16 protein-coding genes are annotated in these 19,838 nt (G+C 44.6%); 9 read left to right on the plus strand and 7 right to left on the minus strand.

All coding sequences use genetic code 11. The features are described from left to right. Nucleotides 1-149: 149 nt before the first annotated feature. The gene (locus BM528_RS02535; RefSeq protein ID WP_232230627.1) at nt 150-2,183 is read right to left on the minus strand and encodes a S9 family peptidase; all 2,034 of its coding nucleotides are present in this window, start codon (nt 2,181-2,183) and stop codon (nt 150-152) included. 276 nt (nt 2,184-2,459) lie between these two features. Then, complete coding sequence (locus tag BM528_RS02540) at nt 2,460-2,789, minus strand: DUF962 domain-containing protein (protein ID WP_071978523.1); 330 nt, start codon at nt 2,787-2,789, stop codon at nt 2,460-2,462. 208 nt (nt 2,790-2,997) lie between these two features. Here BM528_RS02540 and trxA point away from each other — a divergent pair, with 208 nt between their 5' ends. Beyond that, nucleotides 2,998-3,867 (plus strand): thioredoxin, encoded by an 870-nt coding sequence (gene trxA, locus BM528_RS02545; RefSeq protein ID WP_071978524.1) that lies wholly within the window; start codon nt 2,998-3,000, stop codon nt 3,865-3,867. A 131-nt stretch (nt 3,868-3,998) separates the two neighbouring features. Here trxA and BM528_RS02550 read toward each other — a convergent pair whose 3' ends face one another. Beyond that, a complete protein-coding gene (locus tag BM528_RS02550; RefSeq protein WP_071978525.1) occupies nt 3,999-4,430 on the minus strand; it encodes a hypothetical protein in 432 nt (143 codons plus the stop codon). Nucleotides 4,431-4,647: 217 nt separating this feature from the next. Between BM528_RS02550 and BM528_RS02555 the strand changes: the two genes are divergently transcribed. The 6 genes from BM528_RS02555 (at nt 4,648) to BM528_RS02580 (ending at nt 10,249) form a co-directional block, all read left to right on the plus strand. Then, nucleotides 4,648-5,823 (plus strand): aminotransferase class V-fold PLP-dependent enzyme, encoded by a 1,176-nt coding sequence (locus BM528_RS02555; RefSeq protein ID WP_071978526.1) that lies wholly within the window; start codon nt 4,648-4,650, stop codon nt 5,821-5,823. 52 nt (nt 5,824-5,875) lie between these two features. Next, nucleotides 5,876-6,058: a DUF2065 domain-containing protein gene (locus BM528_RS02560; protein WP_071978527.1), complete on the plus strand. Its 183-nt coding sequence runs from the start codon at nt 5,876-5,878 to the stop codon at nt 6,056-6,058. Between the two features lie 258 nt (nt 6,059-6,316). Continuing rightward, the gene (locus BM528_RS02565) at nt 6,317-7,615 is read left to right on the plus strand and encodes an adenylosuccinate synthase (protein WP_071978528.1); all 1,299 of its coding nucleotides are present in this window, start codon (nt 6,317-6,319) and stop codon (nt 7,613-7,615) included. Nucleotides 7,616-7,838: 223 nt separating this feature from the next. Next, nucleotides 7,839-9,245 (plus strand): aldehyde dehydrogenase family protein, encoded by a 1,407-nt coding sequence (locus BM528_RS02570; RefSeq protein ID WP_071978529.1) that lies wholly within the window; start codon nt 7,839-7,841, stop codon nt 9,243-9,245. Between the two features lie 12 nt (nt 9,246-9,257). Beyond that, the gene (locus BM528_RS02575; RefSeq protein WP_071978530.1) at nt 9,258-9,674 is read left to right on the plus strand and encodes a VOC family protein; all 417 of its coding nucleotides are present in this window, start codon (nt 9,258-9,260) and stop codon (nt 9,672-9,674) included. Between the two features lie 104 nt (nt 9,675-9,778). After that, nucleotides 9,779-10,249, plus strand: coding sequence for a LabA-like NYN domain-containing protein (locus BM528_RS02580; RefSeq protein WP_071978531.1), 471 nt, complete (start codon nt 9,779-9,781; stop codon nt 10,247-10,249). 54 nt (nt 10,250-10,303) lie between these two features. Here the strand turns inward: BM528_RS02580 and ggt are convergent, their stop codons facing one another. Together ggt and BM528_RS02590 are read right to left on the minus strand one after the other, a co-directional pair. Further along, a complete protein-coding gene (ggt, locus tag BM528_RS02585; protein ID WP_071978532.1) occupies nt 10,304-12,019 on the minus strand; it encodes a gamma-glutamyltransferase in 1,716 nt (571 codons plus the stop codon). A 41-nt stretch (nt 12,020-12,060) separates the two neighbouring features. Continuing rightward, nucleotides 12,061-13,437: a Na+/H+ antiporter NhaC family protein gene (locus tag BM528_RS02590; protein WP_071978533.1), complete on the minus strand. Its 1,377-nt coding sequence runs from the start codon at nt 13,435-13,437 to the stop codon at nt 12,061-12,063. Nucleotides 13,438-13,613: 176 nt separating this feature from the next. Between BM528_RS02590 and BM528_RS02595 the strand changes: the two genes are divergently transcribed. After that, nucleotides 13,614-15,668, plus strand: coding sequence for a glycoside hydrolase family 3 N-terminal domain-containing protein (locus BM528_RS02595; protein ID WP_071978534.1), 2,055 nt, complete (start codon nt 13,614-13,616; stop codon nt 15,666-15,668). 262 nt (nt 15,669-15,930) lie between these two features. On the opposite strand, the gene BM528_RS02600 is transcribed toward BM528_RS02595, so the two are convergent. Both BM528_RS02600 and murQ read right to left on the minus strand, forming a co-directional pair. Next, nucleotides 15,931-17,268 carry an exo-beta-N-acetylmuramidase NamZ family protein gene (locus BM528_RS02600; RefSeq protein WP_083595178.1) on the minus strand — a complete coding sequence of 446 codons (1,338 nt, stop codon included), beginning with the start codon at nt 17,266-17,268 and terminating at the stop codon, nt 15,931-15,933. After that, nucleotides 17,252-18,202: an N-acetylmuramic acid 6-phosphate etherase gene (murQ, locus tag BM528_RS02605; RefSeq protein ID WP_071978535.1), complete on the minus strand. Its 951-nt coding sequence runs from the start codon at nt 18,200-18,202 to the stop codon at nt 17,252-17,254. Before murQ ends, BM528_RS02600 begins: the two co-directional genes overlap by 17 nt. Nucleotides 18,203-18,407: 205 nt before the next feature. Between murQ and alr the strand changes: the two genes are divergently transcribed. Continuing rightward, nucleotides 18,408-19,505, plus strand: a complete 1,098-nt coding sequence (gene alr / locus BM528_RS02610) for an alanine racemase (protein WP_071978536.1) — start codon at nt 18,408-18,410, stop codon at nt 19,503-19,505. The last annotated feature ends 333 nt before the right edge of the window (nt 19,506-19,838 follow it).

The raw sequence follows: 19,838 nt of genomic DNA on the forward strand, positions 1-19,838 counted from the left end.
GTAGCTAACTAAGAAACTAATGAGTAGCTAACTCCGCCAGCTTATTGAAGCAATAAAAAAGCCGAGACAACTCGTAATGTTATCTCGGCTTTTGTCTTTTTATGAAACGGCGGTTTAAGCTTTAAGCGTTAAATTCGCGTCTCGCGTTACTATTTATCCTCGTGCTGTGCGTCGCTTTTATAGCGCTCGAACCACGCAAGAATATTCCCGACTTTTTGTATTAGCCTAGACGGCCGACTGGCTATGCCATGAGATGCGCCGGGTATTCTTACCATGGCGGCATCGACGTCTTGAAGTTTTAATGCTTGATAATATTGTTCAGACTCGCTGATGGGTGTGCGATAATCCGATTCTCCGGTTAACAACATAGTAGGCGTAGTCACATTGCCCACCAAGGAAAGAGGGCTGCGCTTCCACAATTTATCTGCAATATTCCAGGGCATATCAGCCATCCAATATTGGCTAAAGAACGGGTATGCGTCGGCGGTTAAAGCAAAGCTCATCCAGTTAATTACTGGCTTTGCAACCACTGCAGCGGCGAAACGATCTGTTTTACCAATAGACCAAGCGGTAAGCACACCGCCGCCTGAACCGCCAGTAATAAATAGGTTGTCTGTGTCTACGTAACCCTTATCAATAACGGCATCTACCACATCCATAAGGTCGTTGTAGTCTTCAGAAGGGTAGTTGTGATGTATTAAATTGCCAAAGTCTTCGCCATAAGAGCTGCTTCCACGTGGATTAGACCATACCACCACGTACCCCTGAGCAGCCATCAATTGAATTTCCATGGCGAAATGCGGGCCATAAGCCGCATGAGGGCCGCCGTGGATCTCTAAGATTAGTGGGTACTTTTTGGTCTTATCAAAGCCAGGAGGTAGTGCAACCCAGGCGTCAATTTCTCTTTCATCAACACTCGAAACCACGGTTAAATCAATCACTTCAGCGAGATCTTTGTGACCAAGCGCGTCCTCATTAAGATTGGTCAATGCCTTATCATCACCGCGTTTGCGATATAAGGTAAGGTCGCCAGGCATACTCCTTGCGGCGCTTGTGTAAACAATGGTCCCTTCATCACTAACTGCAAATGCGCCTGAGGTGTAAGGTCTGCCAAGAGACTGACCACCCATAGACACATCTAGCGGATTAACATCACCTTTAAGATTTACCGCAGCTAACTTGTTGTGGCCTTCGTCGAGATAAGAAAAAATAAGGCCGCGACTATCTTTTCGCCATTTGAAGTCTCCAACAGCGCGATCCAAAGACTCAGTCAGTCGCGTGATATCGCCACTTTTAAGTTCCATAATCATTAAGTCGCTATTTTGATATGACAACTTGCGATCATTGACATGACTAAAGGCGAGATACTTTCCGTCTGGGCTTAAGGAAGGAGAGCCTTCAGGTCCTTCCATACTGGTCACTTGCTCAGTTTCACCTGTGGTTACCTTAACTCTATAGATATCGCTAAAAAGTGGATGCAACGCGTAATCTTCTCGATTAGGTGTTGCGAAATAAATCCAATCGCCCTCTTTTGAGAACGACAGTGAGCCGCCACTGGGGAATTTACCTGTAGTTAATTGTCGTGGCGTACCACCTTCAACAGGCAGCACGTATATTTGATGATATCCTTCACGCAGGTAGCCTCTGCCATCGCCGCGGTATTGCGTAGTATCAATGTACGTTGCTTGTTCAGCCCACTTAGCCCCTTCAGGCTTTGGTGGCATTGCGGTGAATATTGGCGTGTTTTTCTCTTCAGTAAACAGGCTAAAGGCCAGCGTTTCACCGTCAGGCGACCACGTTAAATTCCCGGGGGCCTCGTCGGTATTAGTAAGGCGAACAGACTGCTGAGTATCGAGATAATACAAATGCAGCTGTGTTCTGCCATCGACAGCTTTCGTGTACGCAAGAATATTGCCATTAGGGGAAAGCGTTGCTTGAGAAACGCTTTCATCTTGAGCAATAAATGGCCGATGTTTTCCTGACTTTATGTCCACTTGCCATAATCTGGCTTGCCTGCCGTCAGTCATAATGTCTAAACTTTGGCGGCTGTAGATAACCGTATTATCGTTGATAAATTGCGGGTTTGAGACAAACTCTAAATTAAAAGTGTCATTGTAGGTTAATGTGTTATGACTCGCATCGGCGCCATCAACAGATGGGTTATCGGCTGCGAATGTGGGCATTATGCTAACGCATAAGGCGGTCATTACAGCGCATGCTGCTGTTGAACGTTTGCGAGCCTCAGAAGGGTGAGCAGACATAGATTATCCTTTTTTGTTATTACTGCATTTTAAGGCGTAAATATCGTATTAGTGAGGCAGTTACACCACACCAATTTGCCAAAATACGTCATTGAGCAAAGTATCGTTATCTTCTAAACATAACATAGCCTGTTGTTTTCACTCGTGTCATCTGTGTGCGGCAAAGTTACATTGAGATGTGATAAACAACGCAGCACATCAGTTTTTAAGGCTTATCTTTCCTACTAAAATGTCTTTAAACATCACCCAGTCGCCTATAAAACTGTAAAGGGGATATTGGAAGGTTGCGGGTTTGTTTTTCTCAAAGAAAAAATGTCCCACCCAAGCAAATCCATAGCCTACAAGCGGAATTAACCAAAGATAAATAAATGCATTAGTAAATACGGCTATCGCAATAATGGCAAGCACCAACCAAGAACCAATAAAGTGGAGGGTTCTGCACGTTGCATCTCTATGTTCCGCAAGATAAAACGGATAAAATTCATCAAACGATTTAAAACGCTGCTCGGTGGGTATTTCATTGCTCATGGTGTTACGCTCTATCGTGATTAAGTTAAAACGGCATCTCAATTTACACTAAATTAACATGTTGCCATAGTGAACAATGTCGTTTGCACGACAAATGCTCACAGAGGCAAGAGCAGTGCTAACGCTATAAAGTGCAGACAGCCTTGTATTTTGAGAATAACTACCCCATATTCCTCGTCATGAATTTGATAAGAAAAAGGCGCGCATGATGGAAAATATAATTGCTAACACACAGGCAACTATTGTTGATATTACAGTAGAAAATTTTCAGCAAATTATAGTTGAGGCATCACAAGAGAAGCTGGTGCTTATCGATTTTTGGGCCCCGTGGTGCGAGCCGTGTAAGGACCTTCTACCCATATTAGAAAAGCTTGCTGGTGAATACAGTCAGCATATGATACTCGCAAAGGTAGACTGCGAGGCGCAGCAAGAAGTTGCCGCTCAGTTTGGTATTCGTAACTTACCTACCGTTATGGTGGTTCAAAACGGTCAACCTGTAGATGGCTTTGCTGGCGTGCAGGGCGAGCCACAAATTCGTGAAATGTTGCAGAAGTATTTACCTAATCCAGAAGATGAGCTTCTTGCAACAGCAGGTAAAGCTATTCAACAAGGTGATTATGCAGCGGCATTACCAGCGGCTAAAGAGGCTGTTGATCTAAACGCTGATAACGTGAATGCGAAGTACATGCTGATTGATTGTTTTATAGAAACCGGCTCTATCGATGTTGCCAAGCAGTTGCTGTCCGAAATTAAGCTGGTGGATCAGGACTCTCGCTTTAAAACCTTAAATGGAAAGGTTGAGCTTGCAGAACAGGCAGCTGATACGCCGGAGATACGTCAGCTTCAGGCGACGGTTGAAGCTAATCCAGATGATTTACAAGCAAAGGTAGATTTAGCTGTTCAGCTTCATCAGGCTAATAAATCACAAGATGCTCTTGCGCTGCTATATACGGTATTGAAAAAAGAGTTGAGTTTTGGCAATGCAAGACAACTCATGATGGATATGATGAACGCGCTTCCAGATGGCGATCCGTTAAAATCTGAGTATCGTCGTAAAGTCTATAGCTTGCTTTACTAACCTACGTCTTCTATAGCTATAGCTTGGTGCTATAGTTTGGCGTTATAGCTTGGCCCTGTACGCAGCGCACTAATTTTAGCCGGCGCTGCGTGTTTTGCTTTCATTTGCAGGTAACAGGCGGGTGGTTTTCTCTATTTCATAGGGCTGTTTATTGGGGAAAAGCCCTCTTGGTGAAGCCAATTAAGGGCCTGAAAATACCGCTCAAAATATTGTCTTTCGTATGTAGGAAACTCAAGGTCTCGTTGTTTAGACGGATGAGTGCGCTCAAGGTGCGCTTTTTTCACCATTCCGCTGTCTAATACATAGGCAGAGCGGCATAATCCCATAGTAATGTTAGTTTTTATGGCTTCCGATAGGCATGTCTGACAATCTGGTGTTGCCAACACCCAGCGCCTACCGTCCATTAGGGCGGCCCAAGGTTTTCCCTCAAAACGCTTTATAAGCGAGTGCATTTCCTCTACAAAAATCTGAGTTGTTTTCAAATTCCAAGCGCCCACAGCAAATACTTCTAACACGTTGCCAGAAATATCGACAGAGTAATTGCCATAAGGGGGAAATTGCATTGTTACTTCACTACCGCTCTGTGCTAAAAATGTATTGTTTCGTATACCTATCCTTAATTTTATAGCACATTTTTGGCGGTTGGAAATCCGATTAGGTATAAAATTTTATACTGTGGATTAAACATTTTACACCTTCAACGCTTTTAGTTTCGTGTTTGTATGCTAGCGACGATGGGTTTTGCTAAGGTAAGTGCGACTAAATAAAGAGAAATTTGTTATGGCGTATCAGCAATTTTATACCGGTTTTCTTGAGGCGAATGAAGGCAAGCAACAGTATACGTGCCACAGTCATTATTTTTGGCCAGACTGCACCAAAGACGCCACGATTGAATACTGGGACGACAGTGCGCGCTATGTTGACGCGAAGTGGGGGTATTTTTTCGAAACATTAGTACCCGAGCTACAACGTAAAATAAGCCACATTATCGACACCAGCTTGCCCGAGCAGATTGTATTTGCATCGAACACACATGAATTACTGTATCGCATTATGAGTTGTTTAGACCTTTCTGACGCTATTACGGTTGTTTCTACCGACAGTGAGTTTCATAGTTTTCAACGTCAAATAACGCGCCTAGCCGAGCACGATAATATCAATATTGTGAGCGTACCTACGCAGCCTTTCGAATCGTTCAATGAACGATTTAAAGCCGCTATATCGGCGCATCAGCCTAATTTAGTGTTTTTTAGTCACGTGTTTTTTAATTCAGGTTACGTGGTAGAAGATCTAGATGGCATTGTAGAGAGCGTAGAAAACGAAGATACCCTTATAGTGATAGATGGTTACCATGGATTTATGGCAAAGACCACCAGCCTTCGAAATATTGAGCAGCGCGCTTTTTACTTATCTGGTAGTTATAAGTATGCACAAGCTGGCGAAGGAGCGTGTTTTGCCCACATTCCAAACGGGTGCACCTTACGCCCGAGATATACAGGCTGGTTTGCTGAATTCGGCACGCTAGATAAGCCTCGTTCAGGAGAAGTTCAATATAGCACCGACGGCATGCGTTTCGCTGGTGCCACCATGGACTTTACCGCATTGTATAGGTTGAGAGCAGTTTTGCGATTATTTGAAAAGAATAACTTGAGTGTGGAGGCCATAGATAAGCATGTTATGGCCATTCAGCGTCACTTTTTGTCAAAGCTTGATAATTGTGACCATCAGCAGCTCACCAGAAAAGCGCTGGTGGTGAGCGATGAAACGCGGCGCGGCCACTTCCTCACATTTGAACTAGGCAGTGCAGAAGAAACAGCGCAACTAGCTAACGCACTCAAGGCGCATAATATTTTTACCGACTACCGAGGAAGTCGCTTGCGCTTTGGCTTTGGTTTATATCATACCCCTGAATATATTGATTTAAGCGCGCTGTCTAAGCACTCAAGCAAGATTTAACGATTAACTGATACGCAGTTACAAACACGCACTAACAAAAAGGAGAGGTCCTATGTCATGGTTCTTACCCGCGCTGGCCATGGTATTGATTATTGAGGGGCTTGGGCCGCTCTTATTCCCTAACAAATGGCGTAACTATCTCCAGAAATTAAGCCAACAGCCCAGTAATGAGTTGCGTCGAATAGGTGGGGTATTGGTGATAATGGGGGCGTTGCTTTTATTATTTTTTGCATAGGATATTTTTGACGCAGAAAAAGCGGTTTTTTCAAAGGCTGACCGTTTGTTCAGGTTAAACCTTCAAGATAGTAGTTAGCTACATACTAACTCTTTATAAAAGAGAGGGTTAGTTAGTGTAAAATGCGACAAGCACGATTTTGACTATGGTTCCTTAAAGACACTTTGTTCTCTGTGACGTATTTTTGTTCGAAAAACAGATGATCCTTTGCGTAGAATTTTGTAGAATCCCCGCCTAATTTTCTTACACATATGATTCATGGCAAAGAACGTTGTGGTACTCGGCACTCAATGGGGTGACGAGGGTAAAGGCAAGGTCGTAGACCTACTCACAGATCGCGCAAAGTATGTTGTTCGCTACCAAGGCGGGCACAATGCGGGTCACACTCTAGTAATCGACGGTGAAAAAACCGTACTTCACTTAATTCCATCAGGCATCCTACGCGATAATGTTACCTGCATAATTGGTAACGGTGTTGTGCTTAGCCCAGACGCACTTATGAAAGAAATGACTATGCTTGAAGAGCGTGGCGTTCCTGTGCGCGAACGATTGAAGATCAGTGAAGCTTGTCCGCTTATTCTTCCTTATCATATTGCACTAGACGTAGCGCGTGAAAAAGCACGCGGTGCAAAAGCAATTGGTACAACAGGTCGTGGTATCGGCCCTGCGTATGAAGATAAAGTAGCCCGTCGCGGTCTACGTGTTGGCGACTTATTTAATGCGGAAGATTTCGCAGCCAAGTTGAAAGAAGTGCTAGACGTGCATAACTTCACGCTAACTCAGTACTATGGTGAAGAAGCGGTTGATTTCGACGAAACCTTAAAAGCTGCGATGGAAGTTGCAGATATTCTTAAGGCCATGGTAGTTGATGTTACTGACGAGCTGGATAAAGCCGATAAGAACGGTTTGCCCATTATGTTTGAAGGTGCGCAAGGTACGCTGTTAGATATCGATCACGGTACTTATCCTTACGTCACATCATCTAACACTACGGTTGGTGGTGTAGCAACTGGCGCAGGCTTTGGTCCGCTTAAATTAGACTACGTGTTGGGTATTGTTAAAGCGTACACCACTCGTGTTGGCTCGGGTCCTTTCCCGACAGAGCTTGATTGCGAAGTAGGGCAGCACCTAGGCGTTAAAGGTCACGAGTTTGGCGCTACTACCGGTCGCAAGCGTCGCACAGGTTGGTTTGATGCCGTTGCAATGAAACGCGCTGTACAAATTAACTCAATTACTGGTTTCTGCTTAACCAAACTTGATGTACTTGATGGTTTAGAATCACTTCAAATTTGTGTGGGTTATCGCGATGCCGAAGGTACTGTAAAAGACGTACCGCCTATGGCAGCCGACGGCTACGACAAAATCACACCGGTTTATGAAGAAATGCCCGGTTGGTCAGATACTACGTTTGGTGTCACTGAGTTTGATAGCTTACCTCAAGCCGCGAAGAACTACATTAAGCGCCTTGAAGAGCTAACTGGCGTGCCAATTGATATTGTCTCTACAGGCCCGGACAGAAAAGAGACTATGGTTCTGCGCCACCCATACGACGCATAATTACTCGTTCTGCTTACAAAGTTCTTAAAAAGCCTAGCAATTGCTAGGTTTTTTTTAATCTACAGTTTTTTAGATCTACGCGGATTGGTTTAAATTCGCACCTCAAATATCAGCCGACCTCAACATTAATTAACAATTAAGTTGCGTTCACGCAGAACATACCTATTAATGTAGTAACAGTAGTTATTATTTTCCAAGCTGACAAAGCCAGTGGAGCCTTCATATGCCAAATAGACCAACTCTTCATGCCATCGAACCAGGTATCTGTTACATCGATAATGTTAAGAAACTAAACGCCGCTTACCGCTCTGGAAAAACGCAATCACTCGACTGGCGCAAAACGCAATTGTTGGCATTAAAGCGTATGCTGGAAGACAATCAAGCGGCGTTACTAGACGCGCTCAAGCAGGACTTAGGAAAATGTGAAACGGAAGCTATGGTGGCAGAGCAGGGCTTTTTATTGTCAGATATAGACCATACGCTTAAGCATCTCGACCAGTGGGTAAAACCTCGTAAGGTGTCTACACCTATGGTGGCCTGGCCAGGGAAAAGCTATAAGCAACCGGAGTCACTGGGTACGGTATTAATTATTGGGGCGTGGAATTACCCATTACAGCTATTACTAGCGCCTTACATTGCAGCGCTAGCCGCGGGCAATTGCGCGGTATTAAAGCCTTCGGAGCTATCTGCTGAAACCTCAGCATTAATTGCAAAGCTTATCCCTCAATATATGGATGTGTCTTGTGTCGAGGTTATCGAGGGTGGAAAAGAAGAGTCCACTGCGCTACTGGCCTGTAAATGGGACCACATTTTTTATACTGGCGGTGAAGCGGTAGGTAAGGTGGTAATGAGTGCTGCCGCTCGTCATTTAACTCCAGTTACCTTAGAGCTTGGCGGTAAAAGTCCATGTTTCGTTGACAAAAATACCAATTTGAAAGTAACTGCCAGACGAATTGTTTGGGGAAAATGGATGAACGCTGGGCAAACCTGCGTTGCGCCCGATTATATTATTGTTGAAAAGGGTTTTGAGCAGCCGCTTATAGAAGCCTTGAGAAAAGAACTTAAAAAACAATACGGCAAATCGGCATTGGCTTCACCGGATTATGGAAACATAATTAACCAAAGACACTTAAGTCGCTTACGCAGTTATTTAGATAACGCGAACGTTGTGTACGGCGGCGATTTTAATGAAGAGCGCCCAGCGATGGAGCCCACTTTGGTGCTAGAACCATCCCTTGATAGCGCCATTATGCAGGAAGAGATTTTCGGCCCTATTTTGCCCGTAATTACCGTGCCTTCACTCGATGACGGTATTAACTTAGTCAACGAAAGGGCAAAGCCACTTGCTCTATATGCATTCAGTGATAACGACGAGGTACTCGACCGGATTATTAGCTCAACCAGTTCAGGAAGCGTTTGTACCAACGACACTATGCTGTTTATGACAAACCCAGAGCTTCCGTTTGGCGGAGTAGGCAATAGCGGAATGGGCAGTTATCATGGGCGCGCAGGCTTCGATACATTCAGTCATTTAAAAACGGTGATGAAGCGCTCTTTTGCACTTGATGTGCCCTTTAGATATGCGCCGTTTTCCAAATTCAAACTCAAACTGCTTAAGAAATTTTTATAATAAGGACTCGCTATGCCACAACCTTTTCACCTAGCTATACCGGTCACGAACCTAAACGATGCTAATGCATTTTATGGCGAGCTTCTCGGCTGTGAAAAGGGGCGTAGCGATACTCAATGGATAGACTGGAATTTCTTCGGACATCAGTTGGTAACTCACTGCGTTAATGAAATGCCTTCACCGCCGGCATACAACGGCGTTGATGATCACGCAGTCCCCGTTCCTCATTTTGGTGTGGTGCTAAAAATGGAAGATTGGAACGCACTAGCCGAAAAAGCTAAAGCAGCGAACATCGACTTTATTATCTCGCCTTATGTTCGTTTCAAAGGTCAGCCAGGTGAGCAGGCCACTATGTTCTTCAAAGACCCCTTTGGTAATGCATTAGAATTCAAAGCATTTGCAGATATAATCCAGCTGTTTGCTTCTTAATGATTGTGAGCAAAGTCACTATCTATTTCACTGCCTTAATTAGAGCATGAAGGTAGGCAGTTACCTGTTACACTGGGCAATCCGGTTTATTTTTTGAGTGTATTTTGAAAAAAGTTCTTATTTTAGTCGATGTCCAAAATGTGTATTACACCTGTCGTCAGGCTTACAAGCGTAACTTTAACTACAATCGCTTTTGGCAGCGAATTAACGCCAACGGTGAAATTGTAAAAGCATTTGCCTATGCCATAGACAGAGGTGATATCAAGCAGCGCGAATTTCAAAATATACTGAAAGCCATTGGTTTTGACATAAAGCTCAAACCTTTTATACAGCGAGCGGACGGCTCGGCCAAAGGTGATTGGGATGTGGGTATTACGGTAGATGCGCTGCAGCACGCCGACAGCGTAGACGAGGTGGTTTTAGTGTCTGGCGACGGCGACTTTGACATACTCGTTGAGGCGCTGAAAGCCAAGGGCAAAACCGTACAGGTATACGGCGTACCGGCACTTACTGCACAAAGTTTGCAAAAGGCGGCATCGGAATATATTTCCATCGATACCGCACTGCTGCTCTAAAACCTTACATTTGCCAGTGTTTGGGGCTTGCTGGCAAAGCGCTTCGCCTGGCTTTTACTCGACGGGTAACACTATGCTTTTACCACGACCACTTGCTTCTGAGGCCGCATCAATCCCTTTAGCAGTGCGCTTTATAAGATGAACATCGCCAAATCTTCTGTTATCAATCACATACCCCATGTCTTTAAGTTTTTGCACTGTGTTAGCGTTAAATCCATCATGCATTCGTATTGTGTCTTTAGGGAATAACTGATGATGAAAGCGCGGGGTGTTAACTGCATCGTCAGCACTCATGTCGTAAAGCAGAGCATTTAAAAGCGACTGTGCTACCGACGATATAATGGTAGTTCCGCCTGGTGAACCCGTTGCAAGTACCACACTATTGTCTTTTGTTACTAGGGTGGGTGTCATGGACGACAACATGCGCTTATACGGCTCAATGGCGTTGGCTTCGCCACCCACGGCACCGAAGAAGTTTGGTACACCTGGCTTGGCACTAAAGTCGTCCATTTCATCGTTTAACAAAAAGCCTGCGCCTGTAACTACCACTCCACTGCCGAACGTAAGGTTAATGGTTGTGGTATTGGCAATTGCATTCCCCCACTTATCAATTATCGAAAAGTGCGTCGTGTCTTCACTTTCAGGTAAGCCAGGTTTTACATTTGGCGTAGATGAAATCCTGTTTGGTTGAATCTCTTTTGCTCTGTTGGCGATATATTGCGGCTGAGTGAGCGCTGTTACCGGCACGCTCACAAAATCAGGGTCGCCAAGATATTCCGCTCTATCGGCAAACACCCGTTTACCAATCTCTGACATAATATGGATGTATTCACTGCTGTTTTGCTCTGGGAGTTCGCGATTGGCTGTAAATGCTTCTAGCATGCCTATCCACTGTGCTACAGCTACACCGCCTGAGCTAGGAGGGGGCGCAGTAACTAACTCGTAACCTTGCCAGCTAATTTGAAGAGGATCGCGCCACACTGCTTTATAGGCTGCCAAGTCATCGTGACTAATCAAGCCGCCATTTTGCGCCATAAAACCTACAATGAGGTTAGCTACATCACCTTCATAAAATCCACGCTCTCCTTCTTTTTGTATTGTTTGAAGCGTGTTCGCTAATTCAGGTTGTTTAAACAGGCTTCCCGCCTTTGCTTGCTGAAAATACTGCGCAAAGTTGCTGTTTATATTGTTTTCTTGAGTGCGGCTAATATAGTTCGAAATATTGTTGGCAAGCTTACTGTGAACAATAAAACCGTCTTTTGCCAAACGTACCGCCGGAGCAAGTAAGCGTTGCCAGCTTAGCGAGCCATATTTTTTATGGGCCGCCCACATTCCTGCCACTGTGCCAGGAATGCCAGACGCTTTAGCACCAAATAGCGATTCATAAGGTTTTACATTGCCATTAGCATCCAGGTACATATCACGATGAGCGCGTTCAGGAGCCATTTCTCTATAGTCGAGAAAATCTGTGGTGTCTTCAAACTTAATGGTCATGAAGCCACCGCCACCAATATTGCCCGCCTCGGGTAACGTTACTGCAAGTACAAATTGTGCTGCAATGGCGGCGTCAATTGCGTTTCCACCTTCTTGCAATACTGCCATCGCCGCGTCGGCACTATAGCTGTCTGGCATGGCTACAGCATGCTGCTTATTTGCGTTTTGGATTTGCTCGGCATTATTAGTTGCGGTATTAGTTGCGGTATTAGTTGCGGTATAGGTGCAGCTCGCGGTGAGAAAAATGGCTGCTACTAGTATTATCCTTTGTATCATTTGGAGCTCCTGTATCCTAATTGAAGATCAACGCGCGTTAGTTAACCCAGCATAATAACGCTGGCAATAAAGTACGCAATAAGTGTCAGTACACCGGCAAAAAGTGCATAAGGTATTTGTGTTTTTACGTGAGTTAACACATCACACCCCGCAGCTAATGAGGAAACTGCGGTCGTGTCTGAAATAGGAGAGCAATGATCGCCAAAAATACCACCACCAAGTATAGCTGCTATAACCAGTGAAGGCGGTAACCCTAAGCTTTGAATTAAGGGAACCCCTATGGGGATCAGTATGGCAAATGTGCCCCATGATGTTCCTGTGGTGAAGGACATAACCGCCCCTGCAATAAACAACATAGGAACAATGAAAACAATGGGTAGGTATTCGCCTACAATACCGGCAACAAACACACCGGTTCCCAGATCTTTAAGACTATTACCAAGGGTAAGCGAGAGCAACACTATAGTAACCAGTGGAAGAAGTTCTCCCATTCCTTTAAAGCCAATATCTACCGCTTCCTTATGGGTAAATCGTTTGTGAACAAGTAATAAACCATAAGCAACGGCGGTTGCTAACGCAGTAGCATAAAGTACAGATTTACTGCCACTGCCTTGAGAAAGTACACCATCACCAGTCCAAAACATGAAACCAACCATACTGAGCACCATCACCAACAGTGGCAGTATCATAAAGCGCGCTTTTGTTGCAGGTGCCGATTGTTGCGTTACATCGGTTTGTGAGAGAGCCTTTTCCTCTTCAAGCATGGGACCGTGCACCTTGTCGGCCGATATGGTGTAAGCCACAATGAGCAAGGTGAAAATAGCATAGAAATTAAATACTACGCTGCCCCACAAAATAGAAGCAGAAGAGGCGGGCAGTTCGTAGGCGTCGAGCAGGCTTAAAATGAATGCCCCCCAGCCATTGAGTAAAATTAAAATACAGACAGGGGCACTTGTTGAATCGATAATATAGGCTAACCGCGCTCGGCTCATGCCAAATCTATCGTATAAACCTCGGGCGAAAATACCGGCGGTTAATACGCTTAAATTAGACTCTATAAAGACTGCAATGCCGGTAAACATAGTAAGTCCGCCAACTTGCTTGCGTGTTTTTGCTACGCCTTTCCCTACCAAAAAATTTACCGTGGCGGTTACTCCACCCGAATCGCGTATAAAAGCTAACAGCGCGCCAACTAATACTGAGAAAAGTAATACTCTGGTATTACCCGGACTCGAGGCGGTGCCTACTACTCTTTCAATAGCATTAATGGGAGCAAGGTAGCTCTCTGTAATACTGGTATTAACGAGTATTAGCGCTTCAGCGCACAGCACAGCAAGTGCCAATGCAAGAATGACTTCTTTTTTCCAAAAAACAACGGCAATAGCCACAATAGGGGGGATGACTGACATCCAATCCATACTACTTTCCAAATCTTAACGTACTTATAAATTGCGTGGGTGGCGCTTACTAACGTGACTAACTCGCAGAGGAACTGCGTATTTAGCGGCGATCAGAATAGCTTACACTGTGCTAGCTTACTGATTTATAGTAGCCTACCGTATTGTGTGCGTTGTTACCAAGGATTAGATAAACATTGTCATTTTTTACGTTCAAAAAAGTTACTCTACGCACTAGCAAAACAACGTGCTCATTGTTTTTCACCTACACGCTTTTCATTGCAAGTACGCTTTTCACTTGCGCGTCATTTCCAAGCTACGCGCAAACAAGTCATAGCGCTGCGTTAGGCATTCCGTCAGGTAATGCTATTAGCTTAAACGCTGTGAAACACATGATTGGGCAAAAGTTAATTCTCGACATTCGCTATTTTTGTGAAGACAACACGCCAAGTAAACAGTGCCGTAAGCCTGTAACTGCAATGCCCCAGTCATTGTTAACGTTACTAAGTAATCAAAACATTGGTGGCATTATTTTGTTCAGCGAGAACATAGAAAATGCATCACAGCTGATTAGTTTGAATTATTCACTGCAAGCACACATGCAAAAAGCGGGTCAAAGCCCTTTGTTCATTGCCATTGATCAAGAAGGGGGAAGAGTCGCACGCTTACCCCATTCTATACTGCCAGCTTTTGCTGGAAACCTCGCTATTGGTGCATCAGCGCATCAACATGGCAATATTTTCGCCAAAAATGTGGGCGAGCACATAGGTAAAACCTTATTGCCTTTGGGGATAAATACGAATTTTGCACCGTCTATCGATATCAACAGCGAACCGAAAAACCCAGTTATTAACGTGAGAAGTTTTGGTGAAAACCCCGTACAAACTGCAGAGCTTGGCGAAGCGTTTGTGTCGGCAATGCAAAAAGCTGGTGTGTTAAGTGCGGTGAAGCACTTTCCCGGCCACGGAGACACCCATGTGGACAGTCACTCGGGTTTACCTCGCGTAGACCACACGCTAAAAGAAGCACAATCTGGTGACTTACTGCCTTTTGCAAATATCATCAATAGTGCAATGCCACCTGCAATGGTGATGACAGCGCATATTCAATATCCTGCTTTAGACGACACAACCATTAGAAATAAAAAAGGTGAGCTGCAAGTGGTACCGGCTACCTTGTCGAAGCGTATTTTGACCAATACCTTACGCAACAGTTTACGGTTTAACGGCCTTATTATTACCGATGCTCTTGATATGGCCGGTATCTCTCAATTCTTCACAGAAGAGGACGCTGTTTTACGAGCATTTGACGCCGGTGCTGACATTGCGCTTATGCCCTACACCATTCGCAATGGTAAAGACATAGAAGCGTTCAGCGCGATGATAGAACGCATTGCTATACAAACAATGGAGAGCGGTGAGAAAGTAAAAGACTTAAAGGCTTCCTATCAGCGCATATTAAGAATGAAGCAACACAGTCAACTAGCGCGCTTTATAAGCAAGCCTAAGTCGTGGTGGCTGCAAGAGGTTGGGGCAAACCGTGAAGGCTTGTCTGAAACGGGGCCAAATACTAACAAATCTAAGCAATTGGCTAAGAGCAATAGCACCTTGTTTATAAAGGGAAAACAAATCGAGAAAGCGCTTTCTGAGGCGTCTGTCACGGTACTTTTTGGAAAAGACAAACTACCAGTGAATAAAAGTAAGTGGTTAGCACTTATGCCAGATGCGGCACGCTGCTTAGCTTTCGAAAAGGCGCTATATGACAGCCGCCCAGATGCAGAATATGCTTGCTTACCGCTCACCGTATTGCCGAATAAGGCGTTAACTAAGCGACTTATAGCGCAAACCGATTTAATGGTGATAGGCGACATCACACCATTACACGCTAACTATGAACTTGGCGGTGCAGATCAACCGTCTTTACTTAAGCAAAGGGCCAATGAGTCTGATATTAAAGCCTTCTCAATACAGGCTATGCAAACAGCAAAGTCTCTCAGTAAGCCAGTAGTTTTTGCTGCACTGAGAATGCCCTACAGTGCAAAAGCTGCAATGGAATTTGCAGATATAGGTATCGCCACTTACGACTACGCTATTACTATTTCTGAAGAAGCCGATGGAAAAGACAGACCCTCAAATAAAGAAAAAAATAGAGAGACAGACACTCGAATTTCCAGTCAAAGCTTGCACACTCTGATAAAAGTTTTGGTTGGAAAATTAGAAGCGAAAGGTCAGTCGCCGGTAACATGGAAGTAGCAAAATTAAAAATAAAACCGAATGAAGTAAGTACTTGCACACCAGGTTTTTATCTCGCTTAAAACCCCTTTTTTTGCTCGCTCTTCTGAACGAAAAATTTCCAAAAGCTTAGTTGGTTGTGAGTGCTTACTATCGATTAAAATTCATATTTTACATGTTTTTGTTTTTATTTTTTTGTAAGTATGCGCTCACTTACATGTGACCTAAGTGACTTATCTCCTGTATTCATTTGCCCTTTTGTAATACCCATGGTCACAAAATATTAATCGCTCGCAGCGTTGTAAGGATAAATAAGATACGGGGCACGCTGTTTTTCAAATTGCGACAATTCGGCCTGCCAAGACGCTTTAATTTCGCTGGCAGTGATGCCCATTATTATGGCCTTTCTAAGTGAAGAATTTCCGGCAAGTTTGTCAAAGAAATCTGGGCGCGTGAAAAACGTTTTTTGCGCCTCATTCATCTTGCGATAAACGTCTATCAAAGGCTGTAATTTCAAGCCGGAAATGCTAGCTGATGCGACATCGTTTTCGTTCAAGATATTGGCATAAATGGTCTTGCCGTTATGCTTCGGTTTGTTTGCTCCCGCATTGGGTTTAACCTCAATTTTATGCTCGCCTAATTTCACTTCTGGGTGACCGATGAGCTGAAAGGGCACATCAGTACCTCTACCTATACTTACTGCGGTGCCTTCAAAAAAGCATAGGGTCGGGTACAAGCGTATGGCATTGTCATTAGGCAGATTAGGGCTAGGTGCAATAGGAAGAGAGTAGGAAGTGCTTCTGGTATAATTTGCCACGGGGATAACGGAAAGTTCAGCGCGGGAATGTGTATCCAGCCATTTTTCACCCACTATCATTCTCGCAAGCTCTCCTAACGTCATGCCGTGTAAAACAGGAATAGGATGCATGCCAATGAAAGAGCTAAACTTCGGTTCTAAAATTGGCCCATCAATATGGGCAATGTTGGGGTTAGGCCTGTCGAGTACAATAACATCGATATTATGTTCGAAGGCTGCTTCAATAACGTAATGCAGCGTACTCAAATAAGTATAAAAACGTACGCCTACATCTTGAATATCAAAAACCAATATATCGACATTTTTAAGCATGTCTGGCGAAGGTTTTTTCAAAGCTCCGTAAAGAGAGTGAATGGGCAGGCCGGTTTTAGCATCTACTTCACTACTTACCTTTTCACCTGCGCTTTTGTTTCCTCGAAACCCGTGTTCGGGCGACATAATGCTTACAACATTGATGCTGCGAGCAAGTAAGGCGTCTAACAAATGTTGAGTTTCATGTGAGCGATAATTAACCACTGAGCTTTGATTTACCACTAGGCTCACGCGTTTACCCGCCAATAGCGAAAGGTATTTATCGAACTGCTCTGCACCTACATTTAGGTCATGGTTGTTATAAGTGAAATAGTCATAGTTGAAATGAGCATTCTCTTGGTAAGTAGTCTTGGCATTGGCATTGGCATTGGCATTGGCATTACTCGCATCAGTATTGAGACTTTCAGCGTGGGAAGCATTAGAGACAGAAAGCCAGGTCGCTATGATCCAGAATACGAAACCCCAAGAAACCAAGTTAGCGCTTCGCTTCATTTTCACTGCTTACAGCCTCCCTTAAGTAACCTTGGTGTTTGGTTAAAATTTTAGTTGCCTGTTCGGCATCATTGCCGGTAAGCACCATTAGAATGGCCACTTTTGCTTTGTTATCACAGGCGTTAAGTGCCTGTATGGCGGTATTCTCATCACACTCAGTAGCCTGCATGACAATACGGCAAGCCCGCGCTTTGAGCTTTTCGTTGGTTGCGTTCACATCCACCATTAGGTTTTCGTATGTTTTACCCAGCTTCACCATGGTAGTGGTACTAATCATATTCAAAATCATTTTTTGTGCAGTACCCGATTTCATTCGCGTACTGCCACTTAGTGCTTCAGGCCCCACCACCGGGCAGATAGAAATTGCCGCAGGTTCAAATATTGCAGCATCTGGGCTGCATGCAATGGCTGCTGTTGAACAGCCAATGCTGGCTGCATAACTTAAAGCACCGCTTACATAGGGCGTACGGCCACTGGCGGAAATACCTATTACTGTATCGTTTGCTGTTAGTGAAATTGCCAATAGGTCGGTTTTGCCCGCCGCACGATCATCCTCTGCGCCCTCAACGGCATGCACGATGGCCTTATCTCCGCCAGCAATAATGCCCAATACCAATGAGTCTGGCACACTAAAAGTGGGGCGACATTCAACGGCATCTAGAATTCCCAGTCTGCCGCTGGTTCCAGCGCCGATATAAATGAGCCGGCCGCCAGCCTTAATGCTTTTCGTAGCAGCATCTACCGCTTGTGCAATAGCAGGAATTTGAGTTGCCACGCTTGCCGCAACTTTTGCATCTTCCGCGTTAATTTTTGATAGCACGTCAACGGTGGAGAGGGTATCGAGTTCGAGTGTGTCGGGGTTTCGCCCTTCAGACACAATGCGTTCCAAGTCGTTAAGTAGTGAGTGAGAAGATACAGGCGGTCGCGGTGTCATGCAGAAAACTCTTTTAAACAGTTGATTACGTCGTGTTAAGCATAACGGCAATCGCATTTGGACGAAACGTTTGTTCGCTATTCTTAGCGCCTATCAATACGTTTGCTTTTCCTAGGCACAAAGACAAATACGGTGACGTTGATCTCATGATACAATTAGGTGGTTTGTTTTATAAAAGGATTACTCTTGCTGTGAGTGTTTTATTGTGAGTCGTCAAACTCAAGCCATTATTCATGCAGATGCACTACTGCAAAACTTTAAAACCTTGGCTTATACGGCAAAGCAAAGTCAGTCAATGGCTGTGATAAAAGCCGATGCGTATGGTCATGGAGCCGTGAATGTGGCGCGCATACTTCAGCACGTATCTTCTCGGTTTGCCGTTGCCATTATGGAAGAAGCGGTAGCACTTCGTGAAGCCGGAATAACAGCACCAATTGTCGTTCTTGAAGGTGCTCACCAAGCCAAAGAATGTGAAATGGCATGGCAGTATAACTGCATTTTGGTAATGCATTGCACTGAGCAACTGCAATGGATGCAAAAATGTGAAGCGCATAAACGCCCTCACATTTGGCTTAAGGTAGACAGCGGTATGCATCGATTAGGGTTTCCGCTAGAACACATTGCTCAGATAGTTGAGCAGCACCAAGTATTAATTACGAAAGAAACCACATTGGTGACTCACTTTGCCAGTGCTGATGACCCCGACAATGACTTTACTCAAACTCAAATGTCTGCGTTTAAAAAAAGTGTTGCGTCGTTATCTATGCCAGTGAGTCTCGCTAACTCTCCCGCTAGTGTGAACTGGCCATCCACGCGGGCTCAATGGAACCGACTTGGAATAGGAATTTACGGTGGTAAAGTCACTACTGCTGAACCTAGCGAATCTCCAGATAGCGCGCATCTGCAGCACTTACTTCCGGCAATGACACTGCGTTCTAGCGTAATTGCTCTGCGCGATATACCTGCTAATGAGAGTGTAGGTTATGGTCAAACATGGCGCGCAACAAAGCCATCAAAAATAGCTACCGTGGCAATAGGTTATGCCGACGGCTACCCAAGACATTGCCCCAATGGCACACCAGTTTTAATAAGAGGTCAGCGCGCTTCTTTAGTGGGGCGGGTATCTATGGATATGATAACCATAGACGTAACCCATATTAACAACGTTAGCGTTGGCGATGTGGTGGAGCTTTGGGGAGAAAATATTTCCATAAGTGAAGTGGCACAGCATGCAGGCACCATCGACTATGAACTTATGACTCGCATATCTAGCCGTGTCCCCCGCATCGTCAGATATCAATAACAGTTAATTTGGTGACATTGAAGTCGCTCTCTGAACTCCTGACTTCATAAATTGTTATTAACATCTATTCGACAAAAGAATGAGGCGTTTTAGCCCAAGTTGAGCCTATACTGTTTAGTGGCAGCAACGTGTGAGGTGAATGTTTCATTCTCAGCAGCGCTGCACTTACACTAAGTGAGGTTTGTATGCGTACGTCGTTTTCAAGACCAAGAGTAAATCGTGGCGTGGTAAGCCGGCCGTCTAAACCTGTGCAGAAAAAGCAATAGCAGGTGGTATCGCTTTACGCGGTAAGAAAGGATACAAATAAGTAACTCACAAAAGCCCAGATGCATA

This window comes from Alteromonas sp. RW2A1 (assembly GCF_001886475.1).
Lineage (GTDB): Bacteria > Pseudomonadota > Gammaproteobacteria > Enterobacterales > Alteromonadaceae > Alteromonas > Alteromonas hispanica.

Excerpts from the sequence above, each read along its gene's own strand:
- murQ (WP_071978535.1), bottom strand. The coding sequence starts at position 18,202 with ATGACACCGCGACCGCCTGTATCTTCTCACTCACTACTTAACGACTTG.
- BM528_RS02560 (WP_071978527.1), top strand. The coding sequence starts at position 5,876 with ATGTCATGGTTCTTACCCGCGCTGGCCATGGTATTGATTATTGAGGGG.
- BM528_RS02570 (WP_071978529.1), top strand. The coding sequence starts at position 7,839 with ATGCCAAATAGACCAACTCTTCATGCCATCGAACCAGGTATCTGTTAC.
- BM528_RS02550 (WP_071978525.1), bottom strand. The coding sequence starts at position 4,430 with ATGCAATTTCCCCCTTATGGCAATTACTCTGTCGATATTTCTGGCAAC.
- BM528_RS02540 (WP_071978523.1), bottom strand. The coding sequence starts at position 2,789 with ATGAGCAATGAAATACCCACCGAGCAGCGTTTTAAATCGTTTGATGAA.
- BM528_RS02565 (WP_071978528.1), top strand. The coding sequence starts at position 6,317 with ATGGCAAAGAACGTTGTGGTACTCGGCACTCAATGGGGTGACGAGGGT.
- BM528_RS02555 (WP_071978526.1), top strand. The coding sequence starts at position 4,648 with ATGGCGTATCAGCAATTTTATACCGGTTTTCTTGAGGCGAATGAAGGC.
- BM528_RS02575 (WP_071978530.1), top strand. The coding sequence starts at position 9,258 with ATGCCACAACCTTTTCACCTAGCTATACCGGTCACGAACCTAAACGAT.
- BM528_RS02590 (WP_071978533.1), bottom strand. The coding sequence starts at position 13,437 with ATGGATTGGATGTCAGTCATCCCCCCTATTGTGGCTATTGCCGTTGTT.
- ggt (WP_071978532.1), bottom strand. The coding sequence starts at position 12,019 with ATGATACAAAGGATAATACTAGTAGCAGCCATTTTTCTCACCGCGAGC.
- trxA (WP_071978524.1), top strand. The coding sequence starts at position 2,998 with ATGGAAAATATAATTGCTAACACACAGGCAACTATTGTTGATATTACA.
- BM528_RS02535 (WP_232230627.1), bottom strand. The coding sequence starts at position 2,183 with ATGCCCACATTCGCAGCCGATAACCCATCTGTTGATGGCGCCGATGCG.
- BM528_RS02600 (WP_083595178.1), bottom strand. The coding sequence starts at position 17,268 with ATGAAGCGAAGCGCTAACTTGGTTTCTTGGGGTTTCGTATTCTGGATC.